The organism is Gimesia maris (assembly GCF_008298035.1).
Classification (GTDB): domain Bacteria; phylum Planctomycetota; class Planctomycetia; order Planctomycetales; family Planctomycetaceae; genus Gimesia; species Gimesia maris.
Genome location: NZ_CP042910.1, coordinates 2,444,923 through 2,470,131, shown reverse-complemented (window position 1 = coordinate 2,470,131; position 25,209 = coordinate 2,444,923). Strand labels below are relative to the sequence as shown.

General features: G+C 49.6%; 20 protein-coding genes. 6 read left to right on the top strand and 14 right to left on the bottom strand.

All coding sequences use genetic code 11. The features are described from left to right. Positions 1-312 precede the first annotated feature (312 nt). Together GmarT_RS09300 and GmarT_RS09295 are read right to left on the bottom strand one after the other, a co-directional pair. Complete coding sequence (locus GmarT_RS09300) at positions 313-2,478, bottom strand: amylo-alpha-1,6-glucosidase (RefSeq protein ID WP_002649088.1); 2,166 nt, start codon at positions 2,476-2,478, stop codon at positions 313-315. A 46-nt stretch (positions 2,479-2,524) separates the two neighbouring features. Next, complete coding sequence (locus GmarT_RS09295) at positions 2,525-3,649, bottom strand: glycosyltransferase family 4 protein (RefSeq protein WP_002649089.1); 1,125 nt, start codon at positions 3,647-3,649, stop codon at positions 2,525-2,527. Between the two features lie 684 nt (positions 3,650-4,333). Between GmarT_RS09295 and GmarT_RS09290 the strand changes: the two genes are divergently transcribed. The 3 genes from GmarT_RS09290 (at position 4,334) to GmarT_RS09280 (ending at position 7,402) form a co-directional block, all read left to right on the top strand. Next, positions 4,334-5,134: an SRPBCC family protein gene (locus GmarT_RS09290; RefSeq protein WP_081459617.1), complete on the top strand. Its 801-nt coding sequence runs from the start codon at positions 4,334-4,336 to the stop codon at positions 5,132-5,134. A 79-nt stretch (positions 5,135-5,213) separates the two neighbouring features. Beyond that, entirely contained in the window at positions 5,214-6,383 is a 1,170-nt protein-coding gene (locus GmarT_RS09285) for a zinc-dependent alcohol dehydrogenase (RefSeq protein ID WP_002649092.1), read from the top strand. Next, a complete protein-coding gene (locus GmarT_RS09280; RefSeq protein WP_002649093.1) occupies positions 6,380-7,402 on the top strand; it encodes an SDR family NAD(P)-dependent oxidoreductase in 1,023 nt (340 codons plus the stop codon). Before GmarT_RS09285 ends, GmarT_RS09280 begins: the two co-directional genes overlap by 4 nt. Positions 7,403-7,564: 162 nt before the next feature. Here the strand turns inward: GmarT_RS09280 and GmarT_RS09275 are convergent, their stop codons facing one another. From GmarT_RS09275 to GmarT_RS09220, 12 genes are all read right to left on the bottom strand, one after another. Continuing rightward, positions 7,565-7,819 (bottom strand): DUF7218 family protein, encoded by a 255-nt coding sequence (locus GmarT_RS09275; RefSeq protein ID WP_002649094.1) that lies wholly within the window; start codon positions 7,817-7,819, stop codon positions 7,565-7,567. 71 nt (positions 7,820-7,890) lie between these two features. After that, positions 7,891-8,766 (bottom strand): SDR family oxidoreductase, encoded by an 876-nt coding sequence (locus GmarT_RS09270; protein WP_002649095.1) that lies wholly within the window; start codon positions 8,764-8,766, stop codon positions 7,891-7,893. A 267-nt stretch (positions 8,767-9,033) separates the two neighbouring features. Continuing rightward, entirely contained in the window at positions 9,034-10,170 is a 1,137-nt protein-coding gene (locus tag GmarT_RS09265) for a c-type cytochrome (RefSeq protein ID WP_002649097.1), read from the bottom strand. Continuing rightward, on the bottom strand, positions 10,167-10,829 hold the full coding sequence (locus tag GmarT_RS09260) for a cytochrome c oxidase assembly protein (RefSeq protein WP_223123523.1): 663 nt from the start codon (positions 10,827-10,829) through the stop codon (positions 10,167-10,169). The genes GmarT_RS09265 and GmarT_RS09260 overlap by 4 nt, the downstream gene beginning before the upstream one ends. Before the next feature lie 53 nt (positions 10,830-10,882). Next, positions 10,883-11,281 (bottom strand): hypothetical protein, encoded by a 399-nt coding sequence (locus GmarT_RS09255; RefSeq protein WP_002649099.1) that lies wholly within the window; start codon positions 11,279-11,281, stop codon positions 10,883-10,885. Positions 11,282-11,289: 8 nt separating this feature from the next. Beyond that, positions 11,290-13,830: a cytochrome c oxidase subunit I gene (gene ctaD, locus GmarT_RS09250; RefSeq protein WP_002649100.1), complete on the bottom strand. Its 2,541-nt coding sequence runs from the start codon at positions 13,828-13,830 to the stop codon at positions 11,290-11,292. An 11-nt stretch (positions 13,831-13,841) separates the two neighbouring features. Further along, positions 13,842-14,837, bottom strand: coding sequence for a cytochrome c oxidase subunit II (coxB, locus tag GmarT_RS09245; protein ID WP_002649101.1), 996 nt, complete (start codon positions 14,835-14,837; stop codon positions 13,842-13,844). A 230-nt stretch (positions 14,838-15,067) separates the two neighbouring features. Then, positions 15,068-15,661: a superoxide dismutase family protein gene (locus GmarT_RS09240; RefSeq protein WP_002649103.1), complete on the bottom strand. Its 594-nt coding sequence runs from the start codon at positions 15,659-15,661 to the stop codon at positions 15,068-15,070. A gap of 178 nt (positions 15,662-15,839) precedes the next feature. Then, positions 15,840-16,352 carry a ferritin-like domain-containing protein gene (locus GmarT_RS09235; RefSeq protein WP_002649104.1) on the bottom strand — a complete coding sequence of 171 codons (513 nt, stop codon included), beginning with the start codon at positions 16,350-16,352 and terminating at the stop codon, positions 15,840-15,842. A 590-nt stretch (positions 16,353-16,942) separates the two neighbouring features. After that, positions 16,943-20,005 carry an efflux RND transporter permease subunit gene (locus tag GmarT_RS09230; protein ID WP_002649107.1) on the bottom strand — a complete coding sequence of 1,021 codons (3,063 nt, stop codon included), beginning with the start codon at positions 20,003-20,005 and terminating at the stop codon, positions 16,943-16,945. After that, entirely contained in the window at positions 20,002-21,258 is a 1,257-nt protein-coding gene (locus GmarT_RS09225; RefSeq protein ID WP_002649108.1) for an efflux RND transporter periplasmic adaptor subunit, read from the bottom strand. The genes GmarT_RS09230 and GmarT_RS09225 overlap by 4 nt, the downstream gene beginning before the upstream one ends. Before the next feature lie 125 nt (positions 21,259-21,383). Further along, a complete protein-coding gene (locus GmarT_RS09220) occupies positions 21,384-21,725 on the bottom strand; it encodes a cupin domain-containing protein (RefSeq protein WP_002649109.1) in 342 nt (113 codons plus the stop codon). A 721-nt stretch (positions 21,726-22,446) separates the two neighbouring features. Here GmarT_RS09220 and GmarT_RS09215 point away from each other — a divergent pair. The 3 genes from GmarT_RS09215 to GmarT_RS09205 all read left to right on the top strand — a co-directional run bounded on the left by GmarT_RS09215 (position 22,447) and on the right by GmarT_RS09205 (position 25,146). Next, positions 22,447-23,400 carry an NAD(P)-dependent alcohol dehydrogenase gene (locus GmarT_RS09215; RefSeq protein ID WP_002649111.1) on the top strand — a complete coding sequence of 318 codons (954 nt, stop codon included), beginning with the start codon at positions 22,447-22,449 and terminating at the stop codon, positions 23,398-23,400. Between the two features lie 189 nt (positions 23,401-23,589). After that, on the top strand, positions 23,590-24,204 hold the full coding sequence (locus tag GmarT_RS09210) for a superoxide dismutase family protein (protein ID WP_198139449.1): 615 nt from the start codon (positions 23,590-23,592) through the stop codon (positions 24,202-24,204). Between the two features lie 135 nt (positions 24,205-24,339). Beyond that, positions 24,340-25,146 carry an MBL fold metallo-hydrolase gene (locus GmarT_RS09205; protein ID WP_002649113.1) on the top strand — a complete coding sequence of 269 codons (807 nt, stop codon included), beginning with the start codon at positions 24,340-24,342 and terminating at the stop codon, positions 25,144-25,146. The last annotated feature ends 63 nt before the right edge of the window (positions 25,147-25,209 follow it).

Sequence of the window (25,209 nt, the reverse complement as noted above, 5' to 3'; positions counted from 1 at the left end):
TTATGAGAGTTTTTTTGGATGTTGCCAGTATGCATTGTTCTATTCAAAGGATTTCAATAGTTTGTTGCTGTCTTTGACTGTCGCTTGAGCCTTCAGGCCGGACGCTTTGCAACCAGCCGCAAGTTTGGAATTCTTGAGCTTTATGAATAAACTTCCTGCCAGACAGGATTAATTTCATTTGAGGCCCCCTTCCCAGCCGTGCCTGATCTTGATTGACGCAATTCCCGTACCTTTAGAATCGGTAGCAGCAGGAATTCTCCAGCTCGGTAGAAGCTGATTTGAAAGACGGATGATTAAGGGCGACAATCTGTCTCAGGAGACCAGGACAATTTTCACATTGCCCTCTTTACGATCCACATTCATTCCCACATCTCGAGGGTGCCGACGCAATGTGCAGTCGATGGTTGCCTCCCCCATGCGTAAATTTTTGATTGAGATCCACTGAATGGCAGGCGGCAGCATGGGATTTTCAAAGCGGATTTCTGACAGATGGGAATAGAACTTGAGCCCCAGACAGGATTGCAGCAGCATGAAAACAGAACCAGCGGCCCAGGCCTGGGGAGCACAGGCCACCGGATACAAGGTCGGTGCATGACCGCTTATTCGGTCAAAACCGCAAAAGAGTTCCGGCAAGCGATGCCATTCCAGAAAGCAGGAGACATCAAACATCCCTGCCAGCAGACGGGTACACTCTGTCTGATATCCATAACGTGACAGACCTGCCCCACACAGGGCGGTATCATGAGGCCAGATTGACCCGTTATGATAGGACATCGGATTATATCTCAATTCCCCGCGCGAAATGGTGCGAATACCCCAGCCATTGAAGGTATCCTCATCCATCAGAGTTTCCGCGACTCGCTTGACATACTGTTCTTCCACAATCCCGGTATAAAGGAGATGTCCGGCGTTGGAATTTCTAACGGCACAGGGATTTTTATCTCCATCCAGGGCAATCGCAAAGGTCCCAATCGTATCGACCCAGAACCGTTCATTAAATTTTCTCTTCAGATCAATTGCTTCAGCCCGCAGTTGGCTGGCCCATTCTTTTTCTCCAAAGATTTCTGCCAGGTCAGCGGCCCTGTTTTTTGCCGCATACACATACCCCTGAACTTCGCTGAGTGCAATGGCGCCTTCTGCGTTTTTTCCATCAGCATGAAAGACGGAATCATCCGAGTCTTTCCAGCCCTGTTGTTTTAATCCATGTTCATTCTGTCTCATGTACTCAAGAAAGCCATCGCGATCAGGGTCTCCATAGCTGTCGATCCATGCGATGGCGCGTTTGATATTCGTCCAGATTTTTTCCAGGAACTCCAGATCTCCTGTCCGCCAGTAATAATGAGCAGCCAGGATCACAAATAAAGGAGTAGCATCCACAGTCCCATAATAACGCCGAAAGGGAATCTCACCTAATGCCGCCATTTCCCCCTCACGGATTTCGTGAAATATCTTTCCTGGCTCCGATTCGGCGACAGGATCCAGTTCTGTAGCCTGCGTAGCTGCCAGAAAGTTGAGAACGCCTTTTGAAAGCTGCGGATGAATCCACAACGTCTGCAGAGCAGTAATGATCGCATCGCGACCAAAAGGAGTGGAAAACCAGGGGACCCCGGCATAAGGATAAGGACCATGGGGAGTTTCAGACGTCAGCATCATCAGATCGGAAGTGGAACGGTTAATCCAGTCATTAAACTGTTCATTGGAAGTTTCGATTCGGGTTCTCTCCTGATTGAACTGATCGATAAAATTCGAAACCTGCTGGATTGCCTGTTGATGACTGCGTTTCGTGATCGGAATCTGATCATTCTGACAGGCAACGATGGTCCGCAAGGTATCGGATTCACCTGGCTCAAGTTCAATGTGGATGTTCGCTTCTTTGTCAGATACGGTTTGCTCTTTCCCCTGGACATCGATTTCCGTGCTGCGTTCTATTTGATCCAGCCCCCGATATTTCAGGATGGCGGAATCGCAATTGACTTCGACAGGCAGCATCGATCCCCGCTGACTGCGATGATTGCCGCGCACTTCAAATATATCGCGAAAATCAGCCGCATAGTGATATTTGATATTGAATTCCAGAGGCGCATTTGAATAGTTCGTCAGCTTCAGGTTTTCATACAGAATGGCGCCTTCAATGATAATGGAACGCGAAGCATGCAGTTGCCCCTTTGGTAACAGTAGTCGATCACCTTGATGGATATCAGGCGTTGTCAGTTCGACCATCAATACGCTGTTGTCCTCTTTCATTGTAGAATTCAACAGCATCGGCCGACGATCATTGATCAGCAGTTCCCAATGAGAAAGATGGCGAGTCCCCAGGTGATAAACCCCCTGCTCTCCGAGCCCGGTACGGGAGATATCCCCCAGCAGGTCAAGAACAGCAAATGTATCTCCCTGTTTTAAAACCTGGTTTCGAGAATCGGTTTTCTGGGAACCGGCTGCGTAATACCACTGATCGTCGATCTGAATGACGTCATCCATGGGTGTTCTTTTCCAGTTAAGGCTGACAGCTCTTCAAAGCTGTTCTTCACTTTTGAAAAGCAATTCCCTTTGAAATTACAGGCTGTGTTGCTGTCGAAGAATGCTCCTGATTTTTCATAGCGCGGTGGCCGGGATTCACTTTTCTTTTCCACTCAGTGAGTACGTTTTGATAAGTTTGCAGGTAGCCTTTAGCCATGTGCTGGCAGGTAAAACGGTTTTCAAAATATTTTCGGCAAAGCCGTCGATCCAGTTGGCTGATCTTTGAAACCGCTGCCACCGCTTCCTGTACCGTCTCCACAATAAAACCGCTCACTCCTGGTTTGACGACTTCCGGAACAGAACCTTCCATAAAAGCAATCACAGGAGTTCCACAGGCCATCGCTTCTGTCATGACCAGACCGAACGGTTCTGGCCATTTGATGGGAAACAACAAGGCACGGGCTCCACATATCAGTTCGGATTTTTCGGGCTCACCAACTTCTCCCAGATATTCAATCAGGGGATGCTCCAGCAATGGCGCAATCCGGGATTCGAAATAGGCTTTATCAGACGCATCCACCTTCGCTGCCATCTTCAGCCGGAAGTTGGATTTCAAAGCGATGTCAATCGCTTCTTCCGGACCTTTATCGGGACAGAATCTTCCCAAAAACAGCAGGTAATCTCCGGGGCTGTCATTGAAATTCTCATTGACGGGGATTCCATTATACACTGTCGAGACCCAGTTGGCATCAGGAATAAACCGTCGTTGCGCAGCCGAGATGGAAACGACAGGCACTTCTTGAAATTCCTGATACAGGGAGATGACATCCGGTCGGTCTAAGCGGGAATGCAGTGTGGTCACATGCGGGATGTCAAGATGACGCACCAGTGGAAAATGAATCGTTTCAATATGAAAATGGATGATGTCAAAGCGATCACGCATCTGGATCAACTTTTCCAGCTGTATGATCTGAGCGATCTCAGGGTCTCGCGGAGTCTGAGATAAACGCAACGATTGCTCTACCACCGCATACAGATCGGCGGTCGTTTTTGAATCGCCTGATGCAAATAATGTAACGTCATGCCCTTCCTTAACAAGTGATTCTGTAAGATTCGAAACGACTCTTTCAATTCCCCCATAGGTCTGGGGAGGAACGCTTTCAATCAATGGTGAAACCTGGGCGATCCGCATTTTCCCTCCTTAGTTCAATGTGAACCTCATATGTATTTATTGAGCCACCATCTCAAAAGTATGAGAAACGGTGACTGTTTAATAAATCTAAAATCTCACAAATGGCTTATTCTGAAAGGGTTTTAGTATCATTTCTCCCGACCGATCTTTTTAACCTCGCCGAGAAATTCAGAGATCACATCGGAATCAAGTGCCCTTCGGAACAGGAAATACTCTTGCAAATGATGAGCCAGTCAGAACAGAAGATTTTAAACTTTTATCAAATCCCTGATTTCGCATTTCTGAACCTTATTTCCACTCACCTGGATCAGTCAGAATCATTGATCGCCCAAGGCGCATAGTGAGCGTTGATAGACCAGAGCCAGGGAAATCAAAGAAGAAATATCACGCGTTTCTCCCCAGGCAATGAGAAGAAACAGAAAACGCAATCAGCCAAGAAATTCTATGAAATATCACTTTCTGCGGATTGCGGTAGAACCGGGTTTCACTCCGATCCTGTATCGTGGCCCGCGATTTGCTCGCTAAGTTGCTGACTGGCGATATCATCTGTCCATTCTGATATTAGCCAATCGGAATGCTCAGTTCAGGGTTGTGAAGCAATTCTCAACGGATAAGACGTGATTCTGCGTACCCATTATCACGTTTTCATCAGGAGAATCGCTTTAGATAAAACAGGGAGGAAAAATGAAAACGGGATTATTTAACTCGACTTGTGCTTCAGGTACATCGAAAGAACAGTGTTCGCTTTCTCAGAACGTTGCCAACAGTGAGCGTGTGCTTTCGTTAGTGGGAGGGGGAAGTCTTCTTTTGATGGGACTGAAGCGGGGGTCCGTCGCAGGTTTACTGGGAATCGCCGCGGGAGCCTCACTGCTATACCGCGGGTGGACGGGACATTGTCACCTGTACGAAGGACTGGGAATCAACACGGCAGACCCGCATCGCGGCCGCCCCGGCGTCCCGGCACAGCAGGGTAGCCGTGTGAACTGCGCCTTGCACGTCAATCGCGACCGTCAGGAATTATACGATTTCTGGCGTCATCTGGAAAACCTTCCCCAAATCATGCAGCATCTGCAGTCTGTGACTGTCATTGACGACAAACGTTCTAAATGGATCGCCCGCGCTCCTTTTGATAAAACACTGGAGTGGGAAGCCGAGATAATCACCGACAAACCCGGAGAAGTGATTGCCTGGCAATCATTGCCCGGCTCTCAGGTGGAGACCGCCGGTTCCGTTCATTTTAAAGACTCGTCTACCGGTGACGGCACTGAACTCGCTATTTCGATCAAATATAATCCCCCCGGCGGTCGTATCGTCACCCAGATCGCACACCTGCTGGGTCAGGATCTTCAGGCAGAATTGAATCAGGATCTGAGAGAGTTTAAACAACTCCTGGAGGCGGGCGAGATTGCGACGAATGCCATTGCCCCGGAAGCAGGTCAGACCCACAAGCCTGATATGACCAGTCTCAAGGTTGAAAAAACATAAAATCCGCTCTCCCTGCTGGAGTTTGAAAAAGGAACAATCACTCACCCACCGAAAACTATTTAAAAGAAGCGAGACCATTATGAGAGCTGTTTCCTGGCATGGTAAAGAAGACATTCGTGTGGAAACGTTTCCCGATCCCCAGATTGTCAATCCCCGTGACGCGATTGTGAAAGTAAGCCTCACCGCCATTTGCGGATCTGATCTGCATCTTTATACAGGACGAATCCCCACCATGCAGACCGGAGATATTCTCGGTCATGAGTTTATGGGAGAAGTCGTCGCCGTGGGTCACGAAGTGACGAATCTAAAGATCGGTGATCGTGTGGTGGTTCCATTCACCATTGCCTGTGGTGGCTGCTATTTTTGCAAACACGATCTCTGGTCTCTCTGCGACAATTCAAATCCCAATGCGTGGATGGTGGAAAAGCTATACGGTCATTCCCCCTCCGGACTGTTCGGGTACTCGCATATGCTGGGAGGCTATGCCGGCGGACAGGCAGAATATGTGCGCGTGCCCTTCGCCGACGTCGGGCCGATAACTGTTCCTGAAGGACTCTCCGATGAACAGGTTCTGTTCCTCTCCGATATTTTTCCTACCGGGTATATGGCCGCTGAAAACTGTCAGATCAGAGAAGGTGACACTGTCGCAGTCTGGGGTTGTGGTCCTGTGGGACTGTTTGCCATCTGGAGCGCCTATAAATTAGGGGCCGGAAAGGTGATTGCCATTGATCGCTTCCCCGAACGCTTGAAACTGGCCCGGGAATATTGCAAAGCCAAAACACTCAATTACGAAGAAGTAGACGTGTTTACCATGCTCCAGGAATTAACGGGAGGACGCGGACCGGATTCCTGTATTGACGCAGTTGGCAGTGAAGCACACGGCACCACTCTTGATGCATGGTATGATCTGGCTGCCGAGAAACTGATGCTGGAAACAGATCGCGGGCATGTCTTGCGCCAGGTTATTCATAGCTGTCGCAAAGGAGGCACCATTTCTATCCCCGGCGTTTATGGAGGCTTTCTGGACAAAGTTCCCATTGGTGCCGCGTTTGGAAAAGGACTGCAGCTGCGGATGGGTCAGACACACGTGCATCGTTATTTACCACGATTGCTGGAATTTATTCGTGAAGGCGAACTCGACCCTTCGTTTCTGATTACACACCGCAGTTCCCTCGAACAGGCTGCAGACATGTATCGGATTTTTGAACAGAAGCAGGACGAGTGTATTAAGGTAGTATTACAGACATGAATTCGAATATTAAGCAACCACTTGTATTAGCAACAGCCGGGCTTGGACTGGCTCTCGCAGGCCGGGCTTTATATCGACGCATGAACCGCCTCAACCTGGCTGGCCGCACCGTATTGATCACGGGGGGCTCCCGCGGACTGGGACTCGTACTGGCACGTCAGTTTGCTGCAGAAGGGGCCAATTTGATTTTATGTGGTCGCAACAAAGACAAACTTCTGCAGGCAGGAAAAGAATTATTTGAAAAAGGCGCCAACGTCAGTTGTGTCACCTGTGATGTCACTCAACCAGAACAGGTTCAAGACATGGTCACACAGATTGAACAACATTTCAGCAGTATTGATGTCGTTGTGAATAACGCCGGCATCATACAGGTCGGTCCCATGGAATCCATGGAAAGACAAGACTACCAGGAAACAATGCAAACCCATTTTTATGGACCGCTGCATGTGATTGAAGCAGTTCTACCCGGAATGCGGAAACGAGGTGCAGGACGCATAGTCAATATCTCCTCAGTCGGTGGTCGCATCAGTGTGCCTCACATGCTGCCTTACAGTGCCAGCAAATTCGCGCTGGTCGGCTATTCACTGGGACTGCGGAGTGAACTGGCAAAAGAAGGAATCGGCGTGGTAACTGTCTGTCCGGGCATGATGCGAACGGGCAGTCCCCAAAACGCCTACTTTAAAGGTCAACATGAAGCGGAATATGCATTGTTTAAAATCAGTGATTCCCTGCCTCTGATCTCCATGAGTTCTGAAAGAGCAGCCAGGCAGATTCTCAAGGCCTGTCAATACAATGACGGATTTCTTGTTCTGGGCCTGCATATCAAGCTGGCAGAAAAACTGTACGCTCTCTGTCCCGGCCTGATGGCTGATGCGCTGGGCGTAGTCAATCGACTCCTGCCTGCAGCGGGTCCCGCTGGCTCTATCAAAAAACAGGGATCAGAAAGTCAGTCGAGATGGTCTGAGTCCTGGTTAACGGAATTAACTCAGAAAGCGGCTGAACGTAACAACGAACTCTGAAGGCTTCAAAGCAATACATCATTATTACGTTACAGCCCGGTTAGACTGTGTCCAGTCTCACTATAGCGTCGACAGGTTCATTTAGACCGGTTATCTCAGATTGACAGACGCTACAGTTAAATGCGGTGCGATCCAGAATAAACAATATCGAAACAGATATTCTCAGTGATTTCTGAGAGCATAAATCAATTCTTTTTTGTCCATTTTTGAACGCCCCTCAATACCCACTTCTTTTGCTTTATCATAAAGCTCTTCTTTCGTCCAGTCTTCGTATTTGCCTGCTTTACCTCCGCGTTTTCCTGTTGTCTGACGGTCAGAATTCGCAATGCGTGCCGCCTTTTCCTTACTCATCCCTTTTTCACGCAGTGTCTGATATTGGGCATCATCTTTGATAGTGGGACCATGACTTTTAACCATGATAATCTCCTTTAGATTGACTTTGAAATACAGTCCGGTAAAAACAACTCTCTGTTAAGCTTTCAACTAATTCAGCCGGCCCGTGTCGCTCCTCCCAGGATGGTCAGAACTTCCCCGGTGACATAGCTGGAATCCGCATTGGAAGCGAAATACACATAAGCTGGCGCAATTTCTTCCGGCTGCGCGGGCCGCCCATAAGGCGTACCACTACCGAAGTCCTTTACCTCATCCTCGGAACGTTCCGCGGGGTTCAGAGGCGTCCAGACCGGACCCGGGGCGACACAGTTCACTCGAATTTTCCGGTCCACCAGGTTCTGGGCCAGGGACTTGGTAAAAGCATGAATGGCCCCTTTGGTTGCTGAATAATCCAGCAGGCGACCACTGCCCTCGAGGCCGGTAATCGAACCGGTATTGATAATATTCGCCCCCTCTTTCATATGTTTCAAGGCAGCCTGCACCATGTGAAAGTATCCATAAATATTCGTCTTGAAAGTATGGTCCCACTGTTCTTCACTGATGTCATCTATCCCATCCTGGTGCTGCTGATAGGCGGCATTATTCACAAGAATATCCAGGTGACCATACTCAGTAACCGTTTGCTCCACCGCAGACTTGCAGAAGGAGGCATCAGTGACATCGCCGCAAATCAGCAGAACCTGATCGCTGCCGACAGTCTCTTGAATATAGTTGCGAATGGCTTCCGCGTCCTGCTGCTCCTCTTCCAGACAGACCAGCGCTAGACTGGCGCCTTCGCGGGCAAACAGCGTTGCGACAGAACGTCCGATTCCAGAATCTCCACCTGTGATCAGAGCCACCTTACCCTCCAGCTTATCCGCAGCTCGATAATCGGGAGCCTCAAAATGAGGTTGTGGATCCATCGCTTCTTCAATTCCTGGTTTTTCCAGTCCCTGTTGTGGAAATTCCGGAGCAGGTTGTTGGCGGGGCATAATACATTTCCTTTTTACTATTGATTCGAGTCAAATAATGAGAGCAATATGATATCTCGTAGAGTGCTTAAGTCAGTGAGAACTGCACTTCGCGTACCAAATCAGAAAGGATTTTATCAGTGCCTGACGGAAAGGACTTCAGTAATGCTGCTGGAAAAAACGGCACTCTTTGCCCGTGAGATGCCAGACCGAAACTGTTCTCTCTGCGAACAATCTGCTCGGTGAGGAATCAGCGGTTCTGATGGATATATTGTGAGAAACTGCGTTTTATCTCTCTGGTAGCTCAGAGTAGTAAAAGCTGACATCGCGAATCTGATCCGGCTTCAATCCATCGACGGCCGCGTGCATCAGATTGGCAGACTGAGACCCACCACGACTGCGGTTCTGAAAGAGTCTGATCTGCAGTTCCAGATAAGCCTGATACTGTCCCATCAGTGCCGGATAAGCATTTTTGAAAGGCTTTCGTGTCGCAGGATGACAGTCTGCACAGGCGGGGACGTCCTGGCCTGCAATTCCTTCCGCCGCGATCTGGGCGCCGCGTTCAAACGATGCGTCTTCTTCTTGAGCGTCACGGTTATTCGTTTTATCTCTACCCTGACTTTCATTTGAAAGGAATGGTTTCAGCCGAGAATAATAGCGTGAAACCTCCTCAATCTCTTGCTGATGCATTCTGCTGGCAAGTTCCTCCATCGTACCGCTCATCCGTTTGTCCTGATGATAGGCTTCCAGAGAAACCAGTAAATAAGCCTCATTCTGACCTGCCAGTCTCGGAAATACGCCGAGTCCCCTCCCCTGTCCGTCTACACCATGGCAGCCGGCGCAGACTTCGATTACCAGATGAGGCACCGGTAACGATGTTCCCTCGGCCGAATCGATCGATTGACCACTCTGTTTTTGATGTTTCCCCCAGACCAGTTCATCATATTCATTGAAATCCAATTCAGGATATTTCAACAGAAATGCAACAACAGGCCAGATTTCATCATCACGCTTTAACTCCGGCCAGGCTGGCATTCCGGTCATCTTAATCCCGTGCTTCACCACATAGAAAAGTTCCTGTGGCTCCCGTTCCGGGACGATGTTTTTTAAATTCGGAGGCTGAGGAGTCATCAGAGATACCATCCGCGGACGCATACCATCTGGTTTTCCGTGACACATTCGACAGCCTGCTTCGTAATGTCCTGCCCCCTTGACGATCAGCGCCTGATCATCAAGGTCCGGAACTTTGATTCCGGTGCTATGCGTCGCAACAGACCGTTCTTTGGTAAAATTCAGAAACCACTTCGTGATTTCCCAGTGTCCTGAACTGGCTTTTACGGGAATGACGCCACTGACTACGACAAGAATCCCAACAATGCCAATCACCAGGATCAGACCAGTCATGATTTTCCAGGGTCGTTTCATGATGACAACTCCTTTCGCTGACTTTTAAGCCATAACAAATCCACCGTAAGCCAGAGACCTCCAGAAAGGTAAACAATGCCTCCCACCACCAGCATGATCGCTCCTCCCAGATGCTGATCCTGCAGCGCTGACATGGTTGAAAAGCCTTGATGGTGCGCATAGACCGAGCGTGGTGCCAGCGCCAGCAAAGCCCCCAGGAGAGTCATATGCATGGAGGTTAACAGCAGCCCGATCACTCCCGCGGCACTACGACTACGACTGCGGGGACTCGTCCCGCCGAAGGCAGATATCCAGACCGCGATCCCCGCCAGCAGGAACGATCCCTGTTCAGCCACAAGCCCCCAGGAAGTCATCCGGGCCAGGTGATGCAAGCCCGGTGCATGCCACGCCCAGACAATAATCAGTTCCGCTACGGACGCCGGTATCGGTGCGAAGAAGACGGGGTACTTAATGACAGGATCAAAACGACTTCCGGCGATTGCCAGGCTGAGTAAAGGAGCTGCTACAGCCACAACCAGCATATGCATTGTCATGTGCGCAAAAAATGCATGATGCGCCAGTTCAGGGAGAGGGCCCGACCAGGCAACCGCCAGGCTAAGCAACCCCAGCAGAAACAGCCAGACCTGCACTTTTCTATAAGCTGAAGTAGAATGAGCCATATGAATACCCTCCAGTTGATTCGTCTTTGTCATTGCAGTCATGCCAGATCTCATCAGTTACAATTCCCGAAAAACAGAGCTACAGCCGCTACGAACAATGTCGCGACGGCACTCAAAGCAGAAAGCAGAAAGGTTGCCAGTCCCAGAAAACGATATCGATCCAGAGGAGTATCGTCATGATAAGCCAGGTCTTCAGAAAGGTGTCGATGCCGCCTGTAACCGGCCCAGCCAAGGGATCCAATGCTGGCAAGCGCCAGCAAGGTATAAATCCCAATCGCCACCCTCACCGTGAGAAAATGATTTGTCATACCGGAGAATTTCGCGCACCAGATCGCAGCGGTCAGGTAACAGGCCAGCAGGTGAACCGCCCAGACCAATGGGGGAAGAAACATGAACCAGATCCGTTCATGTTTTTCATGAAATTCTTCAGAATGATGATGTTGCTGCTCCATGATGGTCCTCATGATACACTGGGAAAGCCGGCGATTACGCCGACAGTCATGACCACGGTCAAAGCCAGAAAATGCCAGTACAGTGAGACATTCACAATATCCGCGTCCCATTGGTTCGTCATTTTCCCTGCCGCCCTTCTCGCCAGACAGTACAGTTGCATGATGACGCCCAGAATCACATGCAATACTGTCCAGCCCGTCAACACCCAGACGATTGCCGGGTAGACATGTGTCGTGGGGTCAAGCCCCGTCAACCAGGGACCAGCCAGCAGTGCACAGGCACCTGCCAGTGAAACAACTGCTGCCAGCGTGAGCGAAAGATAGAAGGCGCTGACCTGCCCCGAACGATTCCAGTAGCGGGAGAGCAACGTCAGTCCATACGCAATCAACAGCAATACCATTCCCGTTACCGGCCAGAATACTCCGGGTCCCTGCAGTGGCTGGGGAGGAAAATCTTCGTGAATCGTCCAGTAGAAAAAGTATCCAAATACCAGTGAAACGAATGCGGTGATGTCAGCAGTCATCGTGATAAACATGGCCCACCAGCCGACTGCATTGGGACCGGAGATATACAAAGGCAGCGAAAGTCCCAGCCCCACATCCTTCCTCTCTTTTTCAGGTATTTCAGCAGTCCCGGTCCAGACCCAGGTTAGCATGACGCCAATCGCAATCAACCCGCTGACGATCGCAGCCAGCCACCAGTGATAGGTCGCGAAAATAAAGAATCCCCCCGTAAATAACGCGGCAAAAAATGTAAGAAAGGTCGGGCCTCCTACCCGCAGGCATTGCAGGGGCTCTGCGTCGATTACCGTCGTGACCAGCGTCTCCCGTTTCCCTTCCACCGCATCGGGCAGATAAAACCGGCCTTCATCTACATCACGCACAAAGTTGGGTTGTTCCCATAACGGATAACGGCTCTCGATGATGGGAATCGTACGCACACCCCAGGGCTGATCCGGCATTTGCGCCAGCCACTCCAGTGTGCCCGCCTGCCATGGATTCCGTTCAGAAAGCGGCTGTTTTGTTCGTGGCCGAACCACATCATATAAAAAGAGCACGAAACCGGCAGCGAGAATCATCGACCCCAGGCTGGAGATCAGGTTCAACGTATCAAAACCCATGTCAGCGGGATATGTAAAAACCCGGCGCGGCATTCCCAGCAAGCCGGTAATATGCATCGGAAAAAATGTGATGTTGAATCCGATCAATACGAGCCAGAAAACAATCCTGCCGATCCGTTCCGAAAGCTGTTTACCTTTAACCAGCGGGAAGAAATAGTAAAAGCCTGCCATGATCGGAAAGATGGTTCCGCCGATCAAGACGTAATGCAAATGACCGACGATAAAGAAAGTGTCATGTGCCTGAAAATCAAATGGCGCCACCGCCACCATCACTCCCGTTAAACCCCCGATGATGAACGTCGCGAGACCGGCAAAAATGAAATGCAGGCAAACAGACCGTTTTACAGTTCCTGCTGTAAATGTTGCCAGGAAACAGAAGAGTTGCACTCCGGTCGGGATTGCCACTGCCTGCGAAGCGGCTGAAAAAATGCCGATGGAGATGCCGGGCAGACCGGTGGTAAACATATGATGGACCCATAACCCGAAACTCAGAAATCCGGTCCCCACTGCAGACAGGACCACCCAGCTGTAGCCGACCATCGGGGTTTTGGCAAACGTCGGCACCATCATCGCCATCAGGGCCACTGAAGGCAGGAATACAATGTAAACTTCCGGATGACCAAAGATCCAGAACAGATGCTGCCACAACAGCGGATCTCCGCCTCGCTGGGGATCAAAGAAGGGCCAGTCAAAGGCACGTTCCATCTCCAGCAGAATGTCACCTGCGATCAATGGCGGAAAAGCAAACAGAATCATTCCCGCAACCACCAGGATGTACCAGCAATACAGGGGAATCAGATTGATTCGCATGCCGGGCGGACGACACTTGAGGACGCCGACAATCAATTCAATCGCAGCTGCAATCGAGGCAATTTCAATAAACGTTAATCCCAGCAACCAGATATCAGCGCCGATATCATCTTGAAAGGAACTCGTCAGAGGAGGATACATGAACCAGCCCCCTTTGGGAGCCGCATCAAAAAACAATGAACCACAGACGAAGATTCCACCGATCACGAAGCTGTAGAAGCCGTATGCTGACAAACGAGGAAACGGCAGATCACGGGCTCCCAGCATTTCGGGAAGAATCATGATTGAAAATGCTTCAAAAATGGGGACGGCAAACAGAAACATCATCACCGAACCATGCATCGTGAAAATCTGATTGTACTGATCAGCGGTTAAAAACGTGTTTCCTGGCACAGCAAGTTGAATGCGCATCAGCAGTGCCAGCACTCCACCGAACAGAAAAAAACAGAACGAAGCGACGGTATACCACATGCCCACTTCAGAATTGTTGACTGCCGACCAGTAGCGCCAGCCGCGCGGAGTTTCCCAGGCCTTCAACAACCGCGCTGCGGACTGTCGACGGTATTCTGCAGAATCAAGATCCTGCTCTGAAATCAGATTGGCGGGTTCAGAATCCATATCGTCTGGCTTCACTTCAACTGTTCTAAATAGTTTGACAGAGTTTGGTATTCATCGTCTTTGAGCGCACGAAATGCGGGCATCTTCACGCCGGGTTTCAATGCGGACACATGTGCGATCCACTTCTGAAGGTTTCCTCGATTAGTAGGAAACATATCCGCTCCCAGAGAGCTACGACTGCCGATATGTGTCAAATCGGGGCCTATCTTTCCATCAGCCTCTGTCCCTCGAATCGTATGACAGGCTCCACAGCCTGTCTGCAGGAATAATGCCTCCCCCCTCTCAACAGATTCAGTTTGCGGCGTTATTCTGTCCGTAGACTGCTGCGCCAGCCACTCATCAAATTCCTCTTTCTCGACAACGTCCACCGTAAAATTCATATAGGCATGAGAAGCACCACAATATTCTGCACAGGCCCCTCGAAAATGCCCCGTCTTCGTAGGATGCAATGTCAGGCGCGTGGTACGTCCGGGGATCATGTCGACTTTCCCGCCCAGTGAGGGAATCCAGAACGAATGCACGACATCATTACTGGTGAGGATAAACTCGACCGGTTCGCCTCGAGGTAATCGTATTTCATTAGCCAGTTCGACTGGCTTTCCACTTTGGGTCGGGTAACGCACTCTCCACCACCATTGATATCCCTCAACCTCGATCTGCAACGTCCCTGCCGGAGGTCGGGCAAGCAGTGCGGGCAGGAGATTTAATCCATAGATCAACAGTATGGTGAGGATGATCGTGGGGGCTATCGCGCCTCCCCCGATTATAAACAGGGCGGATTTCTGACGATGATGGGCGACGGGATTCAGATGCAATGCATAGATCGACAAAGCGATCATGACTAACCAGATGACTGTTGCCCCCCCGGCCATCCACCAGAACAGTCTGGCAATCAGTTCGGCACCTGCTCCTGCAGGATTCAGTGCTGACTGCGAACTGGAACAACCGGAAATCAGAACACCTGCGCAGATCAGCTTAGCCTTGACAGCATCACCCTCGGCAGGCATTTCAATTACTTTCATTCTGGCGGGTCAGAGACGTTCGATTTAATCTTATGAATAACAGAATCATCAGATTCATCTGCCATTCAGGAACATGGTTTAGAAATGATCTCTTTCATATTAAGGCCCGGCCAGATTGTGAAGCCAGCCTTTCTGTGTTTACAGAACGGCATCTGGCCGGGCCCGAAAGAGATATTTATGAATGATCTATTTGTTTCTTTCGCATGCGATTTTGTTTAATGCCTGCTGGCACTTCGGGGCGAAACAGGCAATTCTGCGGTGACTTTCGGGGTTGATTTGGCAATTCCAATGACTCCTAAACCGGCTTGAGGACCTGCATCTCCAGATGGCTGACTGGCAAGATCATCAGCGCCGGCATGAACAACGATCGACCTGCCAATTACGTCAGAGAGCTTGAAGTCTTCAGATCGCATATCGATCACAGCGACTCCATTCTGATCTGCGGTAATATTCCCCAGGTCCCCGGCATGATGCTGACCTTTGCCTGGCTTCCCATGTCGATGACCTTCTGGAGCAAAATGGCCCCCGGCAGAGCTGCCGTCGACTGCACTGAGATCACCAAACTCATGGATGTGAAACCCATGCTTGCCGGGAGTAAGTCCTTCGATTTTTCCTGTCAGATGTACCACTCCTTTGCTCTGCTGCAATTGAATCAGGCCAGTGGCACTGAAATCTTTGGTCGGCATCACTGCTACCACGGCCTTGGTTGTTTTGGACTCTGTCTCTTTCTGGTCAGATTTGACCGTAGACACCAGTGAAGTCGCAACAGGAATGACAGCAGAGAGCAGATAGAATACTTGGGTTTTCATGGTTCAAGTCCTTTACTTGATTTTAGTGATAGCATCCTCTGTTATCACTCCAGATTCTATTAGTGAACCCAGCTTCAACCGCTAATTCGATACCTGAAGCAGCAAAGATCTGAGTCCAACCATCAGACAAAACCCCCTCACTACCATCGCCGGTAGTGAGGAGGACCGAACTCATATTTCAGGCACGCGCTGCCGCTTTATTCGTCGATTCTTCAGCGATCTGCGTCAGAATTTTGTCAGCATTACCTTCTTCATCTAATGTTTCCTGCAGAATTTCAGCAAGATTGGTTTTTCCCAGGCGCTGTGCAAAATTGCGGGCAGATCCGTAACCGGCGATTTCATAGTGTTCCACACGTTGAGCCGCGGCGATCAAGGCTGCATCTTTGACATTGGAATCCCCTTTCGCCTTAACCATCTCTTCGCCTTCGCTGATTAATCCTTTCATGGCCTCACAGGATTCTCTCTTAGGTTCGACACCCATCCCTTTGAAAACAGATTCCAGGCGTTTCACATGCTCTTTGGTTTCGCCCAGATGTGTTTGAAACGCCGATTTCAGCTCCTGGCAGGAAGCGGCTTCAGCCATCTTAGGCAAGGCATCGACGAGCCGATTTTCCGCATCGTATAAGTCCTGAATCTGCTCAACAAATAAGTCCTCTAAATTAGAAAATTCTTTACTGGTGAATAAACCCATTTTGATACTCCTGAACCTTAAAACATTCCGTTCCGTAAAAAGTAACACAATGACACAATGTCACTGCGGCAATCTCAGATAATGTCCGCAATTTTTATGCCGCAGAAAAGAATTCGATACCACTTCGCCAGATTGATTTGCGATCGAAACAGGTAGCAGTGAATCTGAAAAAAGTGATGAGATCTGTGCGATCAACATCGGTTTACACAGCGCATGCTGAAGCAGTTTTAAAAAGTTAATCATTGCTGCTTGAAAACACGAATACCGACAGAGTTGCACAGGCAATCAGCTGGAACGACTGACCTTTCCCTGAAATGATTTCATTTTCTGCCGAAAGTGAAGATTTCGAAACCACAGGATATATTCTCATCAATATCTAAAAGGCGCTTTTCAATAATCGTCAGTTCACAAACCATTCTGGTTGCTGGGCAGTCAGTACGTTAATCGCCCAGAGGTAGAAAAACGGAACTGAATACAAGACTCACACTTCTCAATACGACAGATTGGCACAGGGGTATTTCAGAATATTCGTTGCATCTAAACTGGTTGTCGCCATCTCCTGCAGCCAGATTAAGTTGATTTGGTTGGTTTTAATTGAGTGATGATCGGCTATGCTTTGTTGCGATCACCGTATACAGTGCAGGCACCATGTAGAGTGTAAAGATCGTTCCGATTGCCATCCCTACGCCTAAGGTAAAACTGATGGCAAAGCGGCTGGCAGCCCCGGGCCCTCCGGAAACAATCAGCAATGGTAACAGCCCCACCAGCGTGGCAATTGTGGTCATCAGAATAGAACGCAGTCGCAGTGAAGCTGCTTTTTCAATCGCCTGCCGACGGTCCAGACCTTCCTCGCGCTGGATTTCATTAGCAAATTCCACCAGTAGAATTCCATGGCGAATAATAGAACCAATTAATGCCAGCAGACCGATCTGTGTATAAATATTAATGCTGGTAATTCCCAGAGCAAAGAACAGCATCGCGCCCGCCAGTGACATCGGAATGCTCACAAACATGATCGCCGGATCGCGAAAGCTCTCGTACTGGGCCGCCAAAGTCAGGTACATCATCAGGATTGCCAGGGCAAATGCCACCAGCAAAGATGTATTTTCAGAAACGAACTGCCTGGACTGACCTTTCCAGTCGGTCACTACATTCTGCGCCACAGTCTCCTCCACGGTTGTCTGCAGAAATTCAATCAGTTGATCGAAAGAGACTCCGGGTGCAGGGACGCCTGATAACGTCGCTGAGTTGAGTTGATTGAACCGTTTCAGTTGTCGAGGCTGAATTTCATCTTCCAGTGAAACAAAAAGCGAGAGTGGAACCAGATCACCGTCACGGGTAGTTACTCGATAGTCGAGCAGCTGGTCTGTCTGCAGACGATGCGCGCGTGCCACCTGGGGAATGACACGATAGCTGCGGCCATCGTAGCTGAAATAATTGACATAGCCTCCACTCAACATGGTCGCCAGATCTACTCCCAGCGTACTGATATTAATACCGAGTGCTGCTGCTTTATCACGATCGATTTTAATTCTCTGTTCCAGCTTATCAAACTTGAAATCCGACTGGATGAAAGTGAATAAGCCGCTTTCCCGGGCTTTTTTCAGAATAGTCTGCGAAGTTTCATACACGACCCGCGGCTCATCAATCGAGCTGATCACAAACTGCAAAGGAGGACCTTCTCCCGCGCCGGGGAGTGTGGGGGGAGCGATGACCACCGCTTCCAGGCCTGCCACTTGAGCTGCAGTCATCTGGATCTGCTGTTGCAACTGCATCTGAGAAGGATCGCGTTGTTCCCAGTCTTCTAAAATCACACCCCCAAAAGCAGAACTGCTCCCTCCACCAGTATTCCCTCCTCCACCATTCACCGCAAAAAAATACTGGACTCCCCCGACCTCGCTCACCTTCTTTTCCAGCACACCGGTCCAGCGCTCCAGATGATCGATCGAGATATTCGGATCTGCATTTGCAGAAACGATCAGGAAACCCTCGTCTTCCGGCGGTGAAAGTTCTTTATTCGCAGCACTAAATAGAAAATACAGACTGAGGAGAATGCACATGCCTGCCGCCAGAATAATCCAGCGGGCATCCAGCGCCAGCCCCAGCGTTTTTCCATATCCACGGGAAAGGGCTTGAAAACCCTGATCGACTTTGCGGGACAGCCATCTTTTCTGCATTCCGGTTTTAAGCAGCTGGGCACACATCATCGGTGAAACAGTTAATGCCAGTATACCTGAAATCAGCGTCGCACCGGCGACCGTATAAGCAAATTCAGTAAACAGACTGCCCGTCAGGCCTCCCATCAGTCCTACAGGAGCAAAAACGGCCACCACCACCAGATTCATGGCAATGATCGAACCGGTCAATTCACGTACCGTTTTTTTCGCTGCCCCTTCAGGTGTCGCCCCTCCTTCAATATGGCGTGTGGCGTTCTCGACCATTACGATCCCGTCATCAACTACGGTTCCAATCGCCAGTATTAATGCCAGCAGGGTCAGCAGATTGACAGAATATCCCAGCATCTGCATCAGAAAAAATGCACCAATGATCGCCAGAGGCATCGCAATTCCCGGAACCAGTGCCGAACGCAATGCCCCCAGAAACAGGTAAATCACGACAGTCACAATCAGTAATGCTTCAATCAGCGAGCGGATGACTTCATCGATCGAAGCTTCCACCGCTTCCGTGCTGTCATATACAACAATGCCTTCCAGTCCGCCTGGTAACTGTTTTTTCACCTGGGGAATCAGTTGACGTACACCTGCAATGGTATCGAGCAGGTTCGCTTCAGGAGCGACTTGCACTCCAATAAAGGCTACATTTTTACCTTCAAAAATCACCGAACTGTCATAGCTTTCTGCACCAAGTTCGACTTGAGCAAGATCACGCACGCGAATAATGGTGTCACCTTCTTCACGGATCACCAGATTTTCAAAGGCTTCCACCGAACGCAGGTTCGTATCTGCTTTTAGGGGAATGGAAATCAGCGAGCCTTTGGTTTCTCCGATAGCGGAGAGAAAATTACTTTCAGCGATCGAGCGACGGACTTCACTGGGAGACACCTTCAGTGAAGCCATTTTTCCGGGATCAAGCCAGAGCCGCATGGCGATAGTCTGGGCACCAATCAGCTGTGCCTGCTGAACGCCGGGAACAGTCTCCAGTCGCGGGCGGACAGCACGCGTCAGATAATCGGTTATTTCACTTGCCTTGAGAACATCGCTGAAGAATGCCAGATACATGGCGGCCTGATCGCTGCCTCTGCTGATGGTAACGATCGAGTCTTCCGAACCTTCCGGCAGACGATTCCGCACCTGTTGAATTTTAGTCAGAATTTCAGCGACCGCAGCATTCGGATCATACTCCAGTTCCAGGCGTGCCGTGATGGTACTGGCTCCCAACGTACTGCTGCTCTCCAGGTATTCGATGCCTTCTGCAGTGGCGATCGTCTGCTCTAGAGGAGTTGTAATAAAGCCCTGCACCAGCTCAGCGTTCGCCCCGATGTAAGGAGTGACAATTCGAATTGTTGTGGAGGTGGTTTCCGGATATTGTCGTACTGTCAGAGAAGTCATCGCCTCCGCTCCCAGCAGCAGGACTACCAGGCCGATGACTGTCGCCAGGACAGGACGTTCAATAAACCGATCAAAAATATTCATGGGCTGGTCGCCTTCGCTTCCACATCGCGAGCGGCGTCGGTTCTGGCGATCTGTACGGGAATGCCATCATCGATTTTCAGCTGACCGAAAGTTATAACGCGCGTACCTGGTTCGATCCCTTTTCGGATTTCAATCAGCTTCCCCCGGCGTTCCCCGGTCTCAATGAATGCGCGTCTGGCTATCAGAGAGGCTTTTTGTTTACTTCTTTTTTTTCCGGTCGAGTCTCCCTGGTTGAGATTATTTTTAATGGGACGGTCCGCAGCACTGGCTTCCTGCTGCGCTTCCTGTTCCTGCACAAAATAAACAGACTTTCCGTACGCATTAAATGCGACTGCAGTCTGCGGAATCACAACCACTTCGCGATCGCCTGATATCTCGACGACCACCTGCGCAAACATCCCTGGGCGTAATTTACGCTCTTCATTTCCCAGCTGTGCCCGAACTTTGAAGCTGCGCGTCGACTCTTCGATAAGAGGATTGACGGCTATGACTGACCCCCGAAAAACATGCTTGGGATGGGCACTGACTGAGATCCGGACTGACTGCCCCTCCTTAATGAGGCCGGCATCCTGTTCGGGCAGATCGAAGTCCACATAAATCGGATCAAGCTGCTGTAAAGTGGCAACTGCAGTTTCCGGCGAGAGATATTGCCCCAGACTGATTTGACGGATGCCGATTTCACCACTGAAGGGCGCCAGAATTTCCTTTTTTTCAATAATCGCGCGCTGACGGTCAGCAGATGATTTCAGTCGCTCCACTTCGGTCATCATCTGTTCGTAATTCTCTTCGGTCGTTGCATCTTTCTGCAGCAATTCTTTCACCCGCCCGAGATTCGAATGCGCCTGTTTCAGCTCGGCTTCGATCGATTCGAGTTCTGCCTTTTCACTCGAAGCGTCCAACTGTACCAGCAGTTCCCCCCGTCGGACCCGTTTTCCCGATTCGAATAGAATTTCAATGACTTTTCCAGCCAGCTCACTGGTCAGATCTGTCCCTTGAATCGCGCGAACAGTGCCGATACCGGTTCGTTCTCTCTGCCACGTCTGTTGCTCCGCCTGAGCAACGGTCACAGTCGCCGGAGGTCTGCGGGGACAATTCGATTTTTTACCTTTCGCGGTGAAATACCAATAGCTGGTTGAGACTGCTGCCACGAACAGGATTACGAGAAAGATACTGGTAAAGAGAGCGGTTTTCCTCTTCCTGGTTTTTGCAGCTGCTGTCTGCTCTGGCCCCGAAACCTGAGTTGATGAATCCATTGATTCTCCATTTCCATTAGCCCCGCTATTAGATATCTCATCTCCCGTTCTGAAAATGAAAATAAAGCTGGACCCCCTTCCCCCTGTTTAATAACCAGGCGGATTTAACAGGAGAACGTCTGGTTTTATTTCTTATCCCGTTCGTGGATATGGGCTGGTGGGGCAGTTGCTTCCACCGCAACCAGCGGTTCCAGAATGCGGTAACGGTGGACGGCTTCTCTGGGAACTACCCAGCTGTCACCAGCATTCAGGATAATCTTCTGATCTTCGATTTCCAGCTCGGCACTGCCTTTGATCACATAGCCAACCACTTCGTAATCGCGGCACATTGGCTGAGGATCCGGTTGAGTGGGATCTTCTTCCCAGAGCCGCATCGAGACGGTCACTCCAGAGGCAAGATATTTCTGTCCCATTGAACCCAGCGGGGAATGAGTGGAATCCACTTTCTTAATGCTCGTATCATTCATCAATATCTCCCGACGTTGAGACGAAATACAAAAATCATGACTATGAAGAATAATTAGATCGAAGAACCGCTTGAAATAAATAATAGATGCTGCCTGACATGACATGTCACCCATCTGGTATTACACCAGACAATCCCTCCAGGAGACGAAGGTGCGGAAAGCCTTCCTTCATCGGGTTGGGGCAACCACATCATTTCTGACGCACCTGATCTTCGATTGGCAGCATCTATTATTTTGAATGATGAAATGGTTTCGCAAATCGCATGCCGCTTGGCTTGATATCCGAAGTGGTGGTCGACTGATTTTCTCATTTCACACTTCTTTATCAATACAGCCTGGCTCCCTATTCGCTGGGATGAAACTGGCATTCGACAGGGATGTCGCTCAGTAATTGATTCGAGATCGGATTTTTGATTACTGCCAGACAAGCCAGATTCATTCATCAATATGGTTGCTGAGCGTTCATATTGTTCAATCAATGATCAGTCAGACTTCATTAGTCATCCTTGTATGCTCTGCTACGCCTTTTTGTCTTTTCAACAGAAAATAATGGTCCGTTTATGGATGATTCTAACCGTGACACAACAATCATCTTCACAGAATTAATGAATTAGGAATGCGATATGCAAACATTATTCTGTTAAAACAGGAATGCTGTTGATTGTGTGAAAGGAATCGGTCGGAAGTTTTAAGCAATGGTTAATTTCAGCAGGGCGAAAATATGAAAGCAGTCACATTCAATGAATACGGATCGCCCCGGGTTTTAAAACTATCCCAGATCAACAGACCTGATCCTGATAAACACGAAGTACTGATTCAGGTCGCTGCAGCTGGTGTCAATCCCATTGATGCAAGATTGCGTCAGGGCGAAATGAAATGGTTGCTGCCGGGAGGCTTTCCCAGAGTCCCAGGCTATGATGTTGCGGGGATCGTCGAAGAGTCAGATCCTGCCAGTGATTTCGAACCAGGCGACCGCGTTCTCGCGTTCCTGGATAATATTTATGGTGGTGCTTACGCTGAGTATGCTGGCTGTTCGGCACATTGCGTTGTCAAAATTCCGGATGCCCTTTCATTTACACAGGCAGCAGCGATCCCATTAGCTGGCTCAACGGCATTACAGTCACTCCGAGATTTTGGTCATCTCAAGCCCCGCGATCGCGTCCTCATCAATGGTGCCAGTGGAGGTGTCGGCGCGTTTGCCGTTCAAATTGCAGTCGCTTATGGAGCTGAGGTAACCGCAGTCGCCAGCACCCGGCATGAAGACTTTGTCCGTTCACTGGGTGCCTCGCATTTCATTGATTATAAACGGGAAGACTTTACTGATTCCTCACAAAAATGGGAAATCATCTTTGATGTCGCGGGAAAGCGGTCCTTCTCTCAGGTAAAAGACTCCCTCGCACGAACTGGACAGTACGTCACAACCGAGCCCAGCTTTCGCGGTTTGGCCATTTCTGTTCTTACCTGGCCGCAATCAGAGCAGAGCCATGTCATGTTGGCACATCCGAAAAAAGAAGATCTTACAGAACTTGTTCGGCTCTGGTCAGAAAAACAACTGGTTGTCACACTGGCAGACACTATTTCATTCAGTGATGCTGTAAAAGCACATCAAATGATTGAAGAAGGAGGCTTCTGCGGCAAACTGGTTCTAAAGCCGGATCTCTTTAACGCTGACTGAAAATGTTTGAGATCCATGGCAAGCTGATCGCCAGCTGAAAGTTCCTGGCTGGTTCGGCATAGTTTTTGCGAATATTTTTTTGAGTTAGAAACGGTCAGATGATTCATCAGACCACCAGATCAAATCAATGTCGAATTAATTTTATATTGAAATGGTCGTCCATCTTACTATGAGCGCAAGGAGAATCACATGTTACATCACTCACTTCCTTTAATGCTGCTTGTCTTGTTTACGGCAGGTTGCACCGAACAGGAAAACAGGCCGAATGAACCAGCAGAAAATAACCAGACGCAGACTGAAATGGGAGAGCCAGGCCAACTGACACCTCAGGCTGCAGATGAAACGGAGACTGTTACGAAAGCAGTCTGCAAGCTCCAACCCATTGGTGACAGCCAGGTTTCGGGGATCATTCATTTCACCAGGGAAGGAAATAAAATACATGTTGAGGGAGAAATCACAGGTTTGAAACCAGGGAAACATGGATTTCACGTTCATGAAAAAGGGGACCTGTCAGATAAAGAGACCGGAAAATCTGCGGGAGGCCACTTCAACCCTACCGATAAGCCACATGGCAAGCCCACCGATTCAGAACGTCACGTGGGTGACCTGGGCAATATCGAAGCCAATGCTGACGGACTGGCTAAAGTGGATATCGTTGATGAAGTGATCCAATTGAATGGAGCGAACTCAATTATTGGTCGTTCGATTGTTGTACATGCCGGGGAAGATCAGTTTACCCAACCTTCAGGTGATGCTGGCGACCGGGTGGCATTTGGTGACATCATCGAAGAAAAAACGGATTGATTATTGAATCGAGCCATCGTTCCGTTTTAATCTCAAAGCAATTTACGGCCCTGGCAGATCGTTGACCTGCCAGGAAGGTGGTCCGTATGTGGATCACCTGTCGTCGATTTTATGGGTTGAGCGAGAAAATAAACTATGCCTCACTATATCTGCACAAATTGTGGCACACAGTACGCAGAAACAGTTCAACCTCCGGAAAAATGTACGATCTGTATTGAAGAACGGGAGTTTGTAGCCTGGGATGGCCAGAAGTGGACGACCTCAGACCAACTGGCAAAATCACATCGAAATGTGATCCGCCAGGAAGAGAAAGGACTGTCTGGCATTGGGATGGAACCCTCCTTTGCGATCGGGCAACGCGGCTTGCTGATTACGCATCCCGAAGGAAATGTGCTCTGGGATTGTATCTCCCTGCTGGATAACAGTCTGGTTGAGATGGTGAACGGAATCGGCGGGCTCTCTGCCATCGCCATCAGTCACCCGCATTATTATTCCTGCATGATCGAATGGGCTGAAGCTTTTGATTGCCCTGTCTATCTCCATCATGCAGATCGTAAATGGGTTATGCGATCTGGCCCGCCAATTGAGTACTGGGAGGGCGACCGGAAAAACATCGGCGCTGGTCTGACACTCATTCGCTGTGGCGGGCATTTTGATGGCGGAACTGTTTTACACTGGCCAGCGGGAGCCGGTGGGAAAGGCGTTTTGTTGAGTGGGGATATCATCCATGTCGTGCAGGACCGTCGCTGGGTCAGTTTCATGTACAGCTACCCCAATCTGATCCCTCTCTCTGCTTCAAAAATACGACAGATTGTTAACTGTGTAGAGCCACTCGAGTTTGATCGGATTTATGGAGCGTGGTGGGGAAAAACCGTATCAAGCGATGCCAAAGCCGCCGTTGATCGCTCTGCCAGACGTTATATCCAGCACCTTCAGGAATGATATTCCATTGGGTAATCCAAAACACTGAATCAACCTCGCTGTCGATACAGTCGAACTTTTCGT

Excerpts from the sequence above, each read along its gene's own strand:
- GmarT_RS09215 (WP_002649111.1), top strand. The coding sequence starts at position 22,447 with ATGAAAGCAGTCACATTCAATGAATACGGATCGCCCCGGGTTTTAAAA.
- GmarT_RS09260 (WP_223123523.1), bottom strand. The coding sequence starts at position 10,829 with ATGGCTCATTCTACTTCAGCTTATAGAAAAGTGCAGGTCTGGCTGTTT.
- GmarT_RS09220 (WP_002649109.1), bottom strand. The coding sequence starts at position 21,725 with ATGAATGATACGAGCATTAAGAAAGTGGATTCCACTCATTCCCCGCTG.
- ctaD (WP_002649100.1), bottom strand. The coding sequence starts at position 13,830 with ATGGATTCTGAACCCGCCAATCTGATTTCAGAGCAGGATCTTGATTCT.
- GmarT_RS09225 (WP_002649108.1), bottom strand. The coding sequence starts at position 21,258 with ATGGATTCATCAACTCAGGTTTCGGGGCCAGAGCAGACAGCAGCTGCA.
- GmarT_RS09230 (WP_002649107.1), bottom strand. The coding sequence starts at position 20,005 with ATGAATATTTTTGATCGGTTTATTGAACGTCCTGTCCTGGCGACAGTC.
- GmarT_RS09285 (WP_002649092.1), top strand. The coding sequence starts at position 5,214 with ATGAGAGCTGTTTCCTGGCATGGTAAAGAAGACATTCGTGTGGAAACG.
- GmarT_RS09210 (WP_198139449.1), top strand. The coding sequence starts at position 23,590 with ATGTTACATCACTCACTTCCTTTAATGCTGCTTGTCTTGTTTACGGCA.
- GmarT_RS09240 (WP_002649103.1), bottom strand. The coding sequence starts at position 15,661 with ATGAAAACCCAAGTATTCTATCTGCTCTCTGCTGTCATTCCTGTTGCG.
- GmarT_RS09205 (WP_002649113.1), top strand. The coding sequence starts at position 24,340 with ATGCCTCACTATATCTGCACAAATTGTGGCACACAGTACGCAGAAACA.
- GmarT_RS09255 (WP_002649099.1), bottom strand. The coding sequence starts at position 11,281 with ATGGAGCAGCAACATCATCATTCTGAAGAATTTCATGAAAAACATGAA.
- coxB (WP_002649101.1), bottom strand. The coding sequence starts at position 14,837 with ATGCCTGCCGAGGGTGATGCTGTCAAGGCTAAGCTGATCTGCGCAGGT.
- GmarT_RS09300 (WP_002649088.1), bottom strand. The coding sequence starts at position 2,478 with ATGGATGACGTCATTCAGATCGACGATCAGTGGTATTACGCAGCCGGT.
- GmarT_RS09270 (WP_002649095.1), bottom strand. The coding sequence starts at position 8,766 with ATGCCCCGCCAACAACCTGCTCCGGAATTTCCACAACAGGGACTGGAA.
- GmarT_RS09265 (WP_002649097.1), bottom strand. The coding sequence starts at position 10,170 with ATGAAACGACCCTGGAAAATCATGACTGGTCTGATCCTGGTGATTGGC.
- GmarT_RS09275 (WP_002649094.1), bottom strand. The coding sequence starts at position 7,819 with ATGGTTAAAAGTCATGGTCCCACTATCAAAGATGATGCCCAATATCAG.
- GmarT_RS09280 (WP_002649093.1), top strand. The coding sequence starts at position 6,380 with ATGAATTCGAATATTAAGCAACCACTTGTATTAGCAACAGCCGGGCTT.
- GmarT_RS09290 (WP_081459617.1), top strand. The coding sequence starts at position 4,334 with ATGAAAACGGGATTATTTAACTCGACTTGTGCTTCAGGTACATCGAAA.
- GmarT_RS09295 (WP_002649089.1), bottom strand. The coding sequence starts at position 3,649 with ATGCGGATCGCCCAGGTTTCACCATTGATTGAAAGCGTTCCTCCCCAG.
- GmarT_RS09235 (WP_002649104.1), bottom strand. The coding sequence starts at position 16,352 with ATGGGTTTATTCACCAGTAAAGAATTTTCTAATTTAGAGGACTTATTT.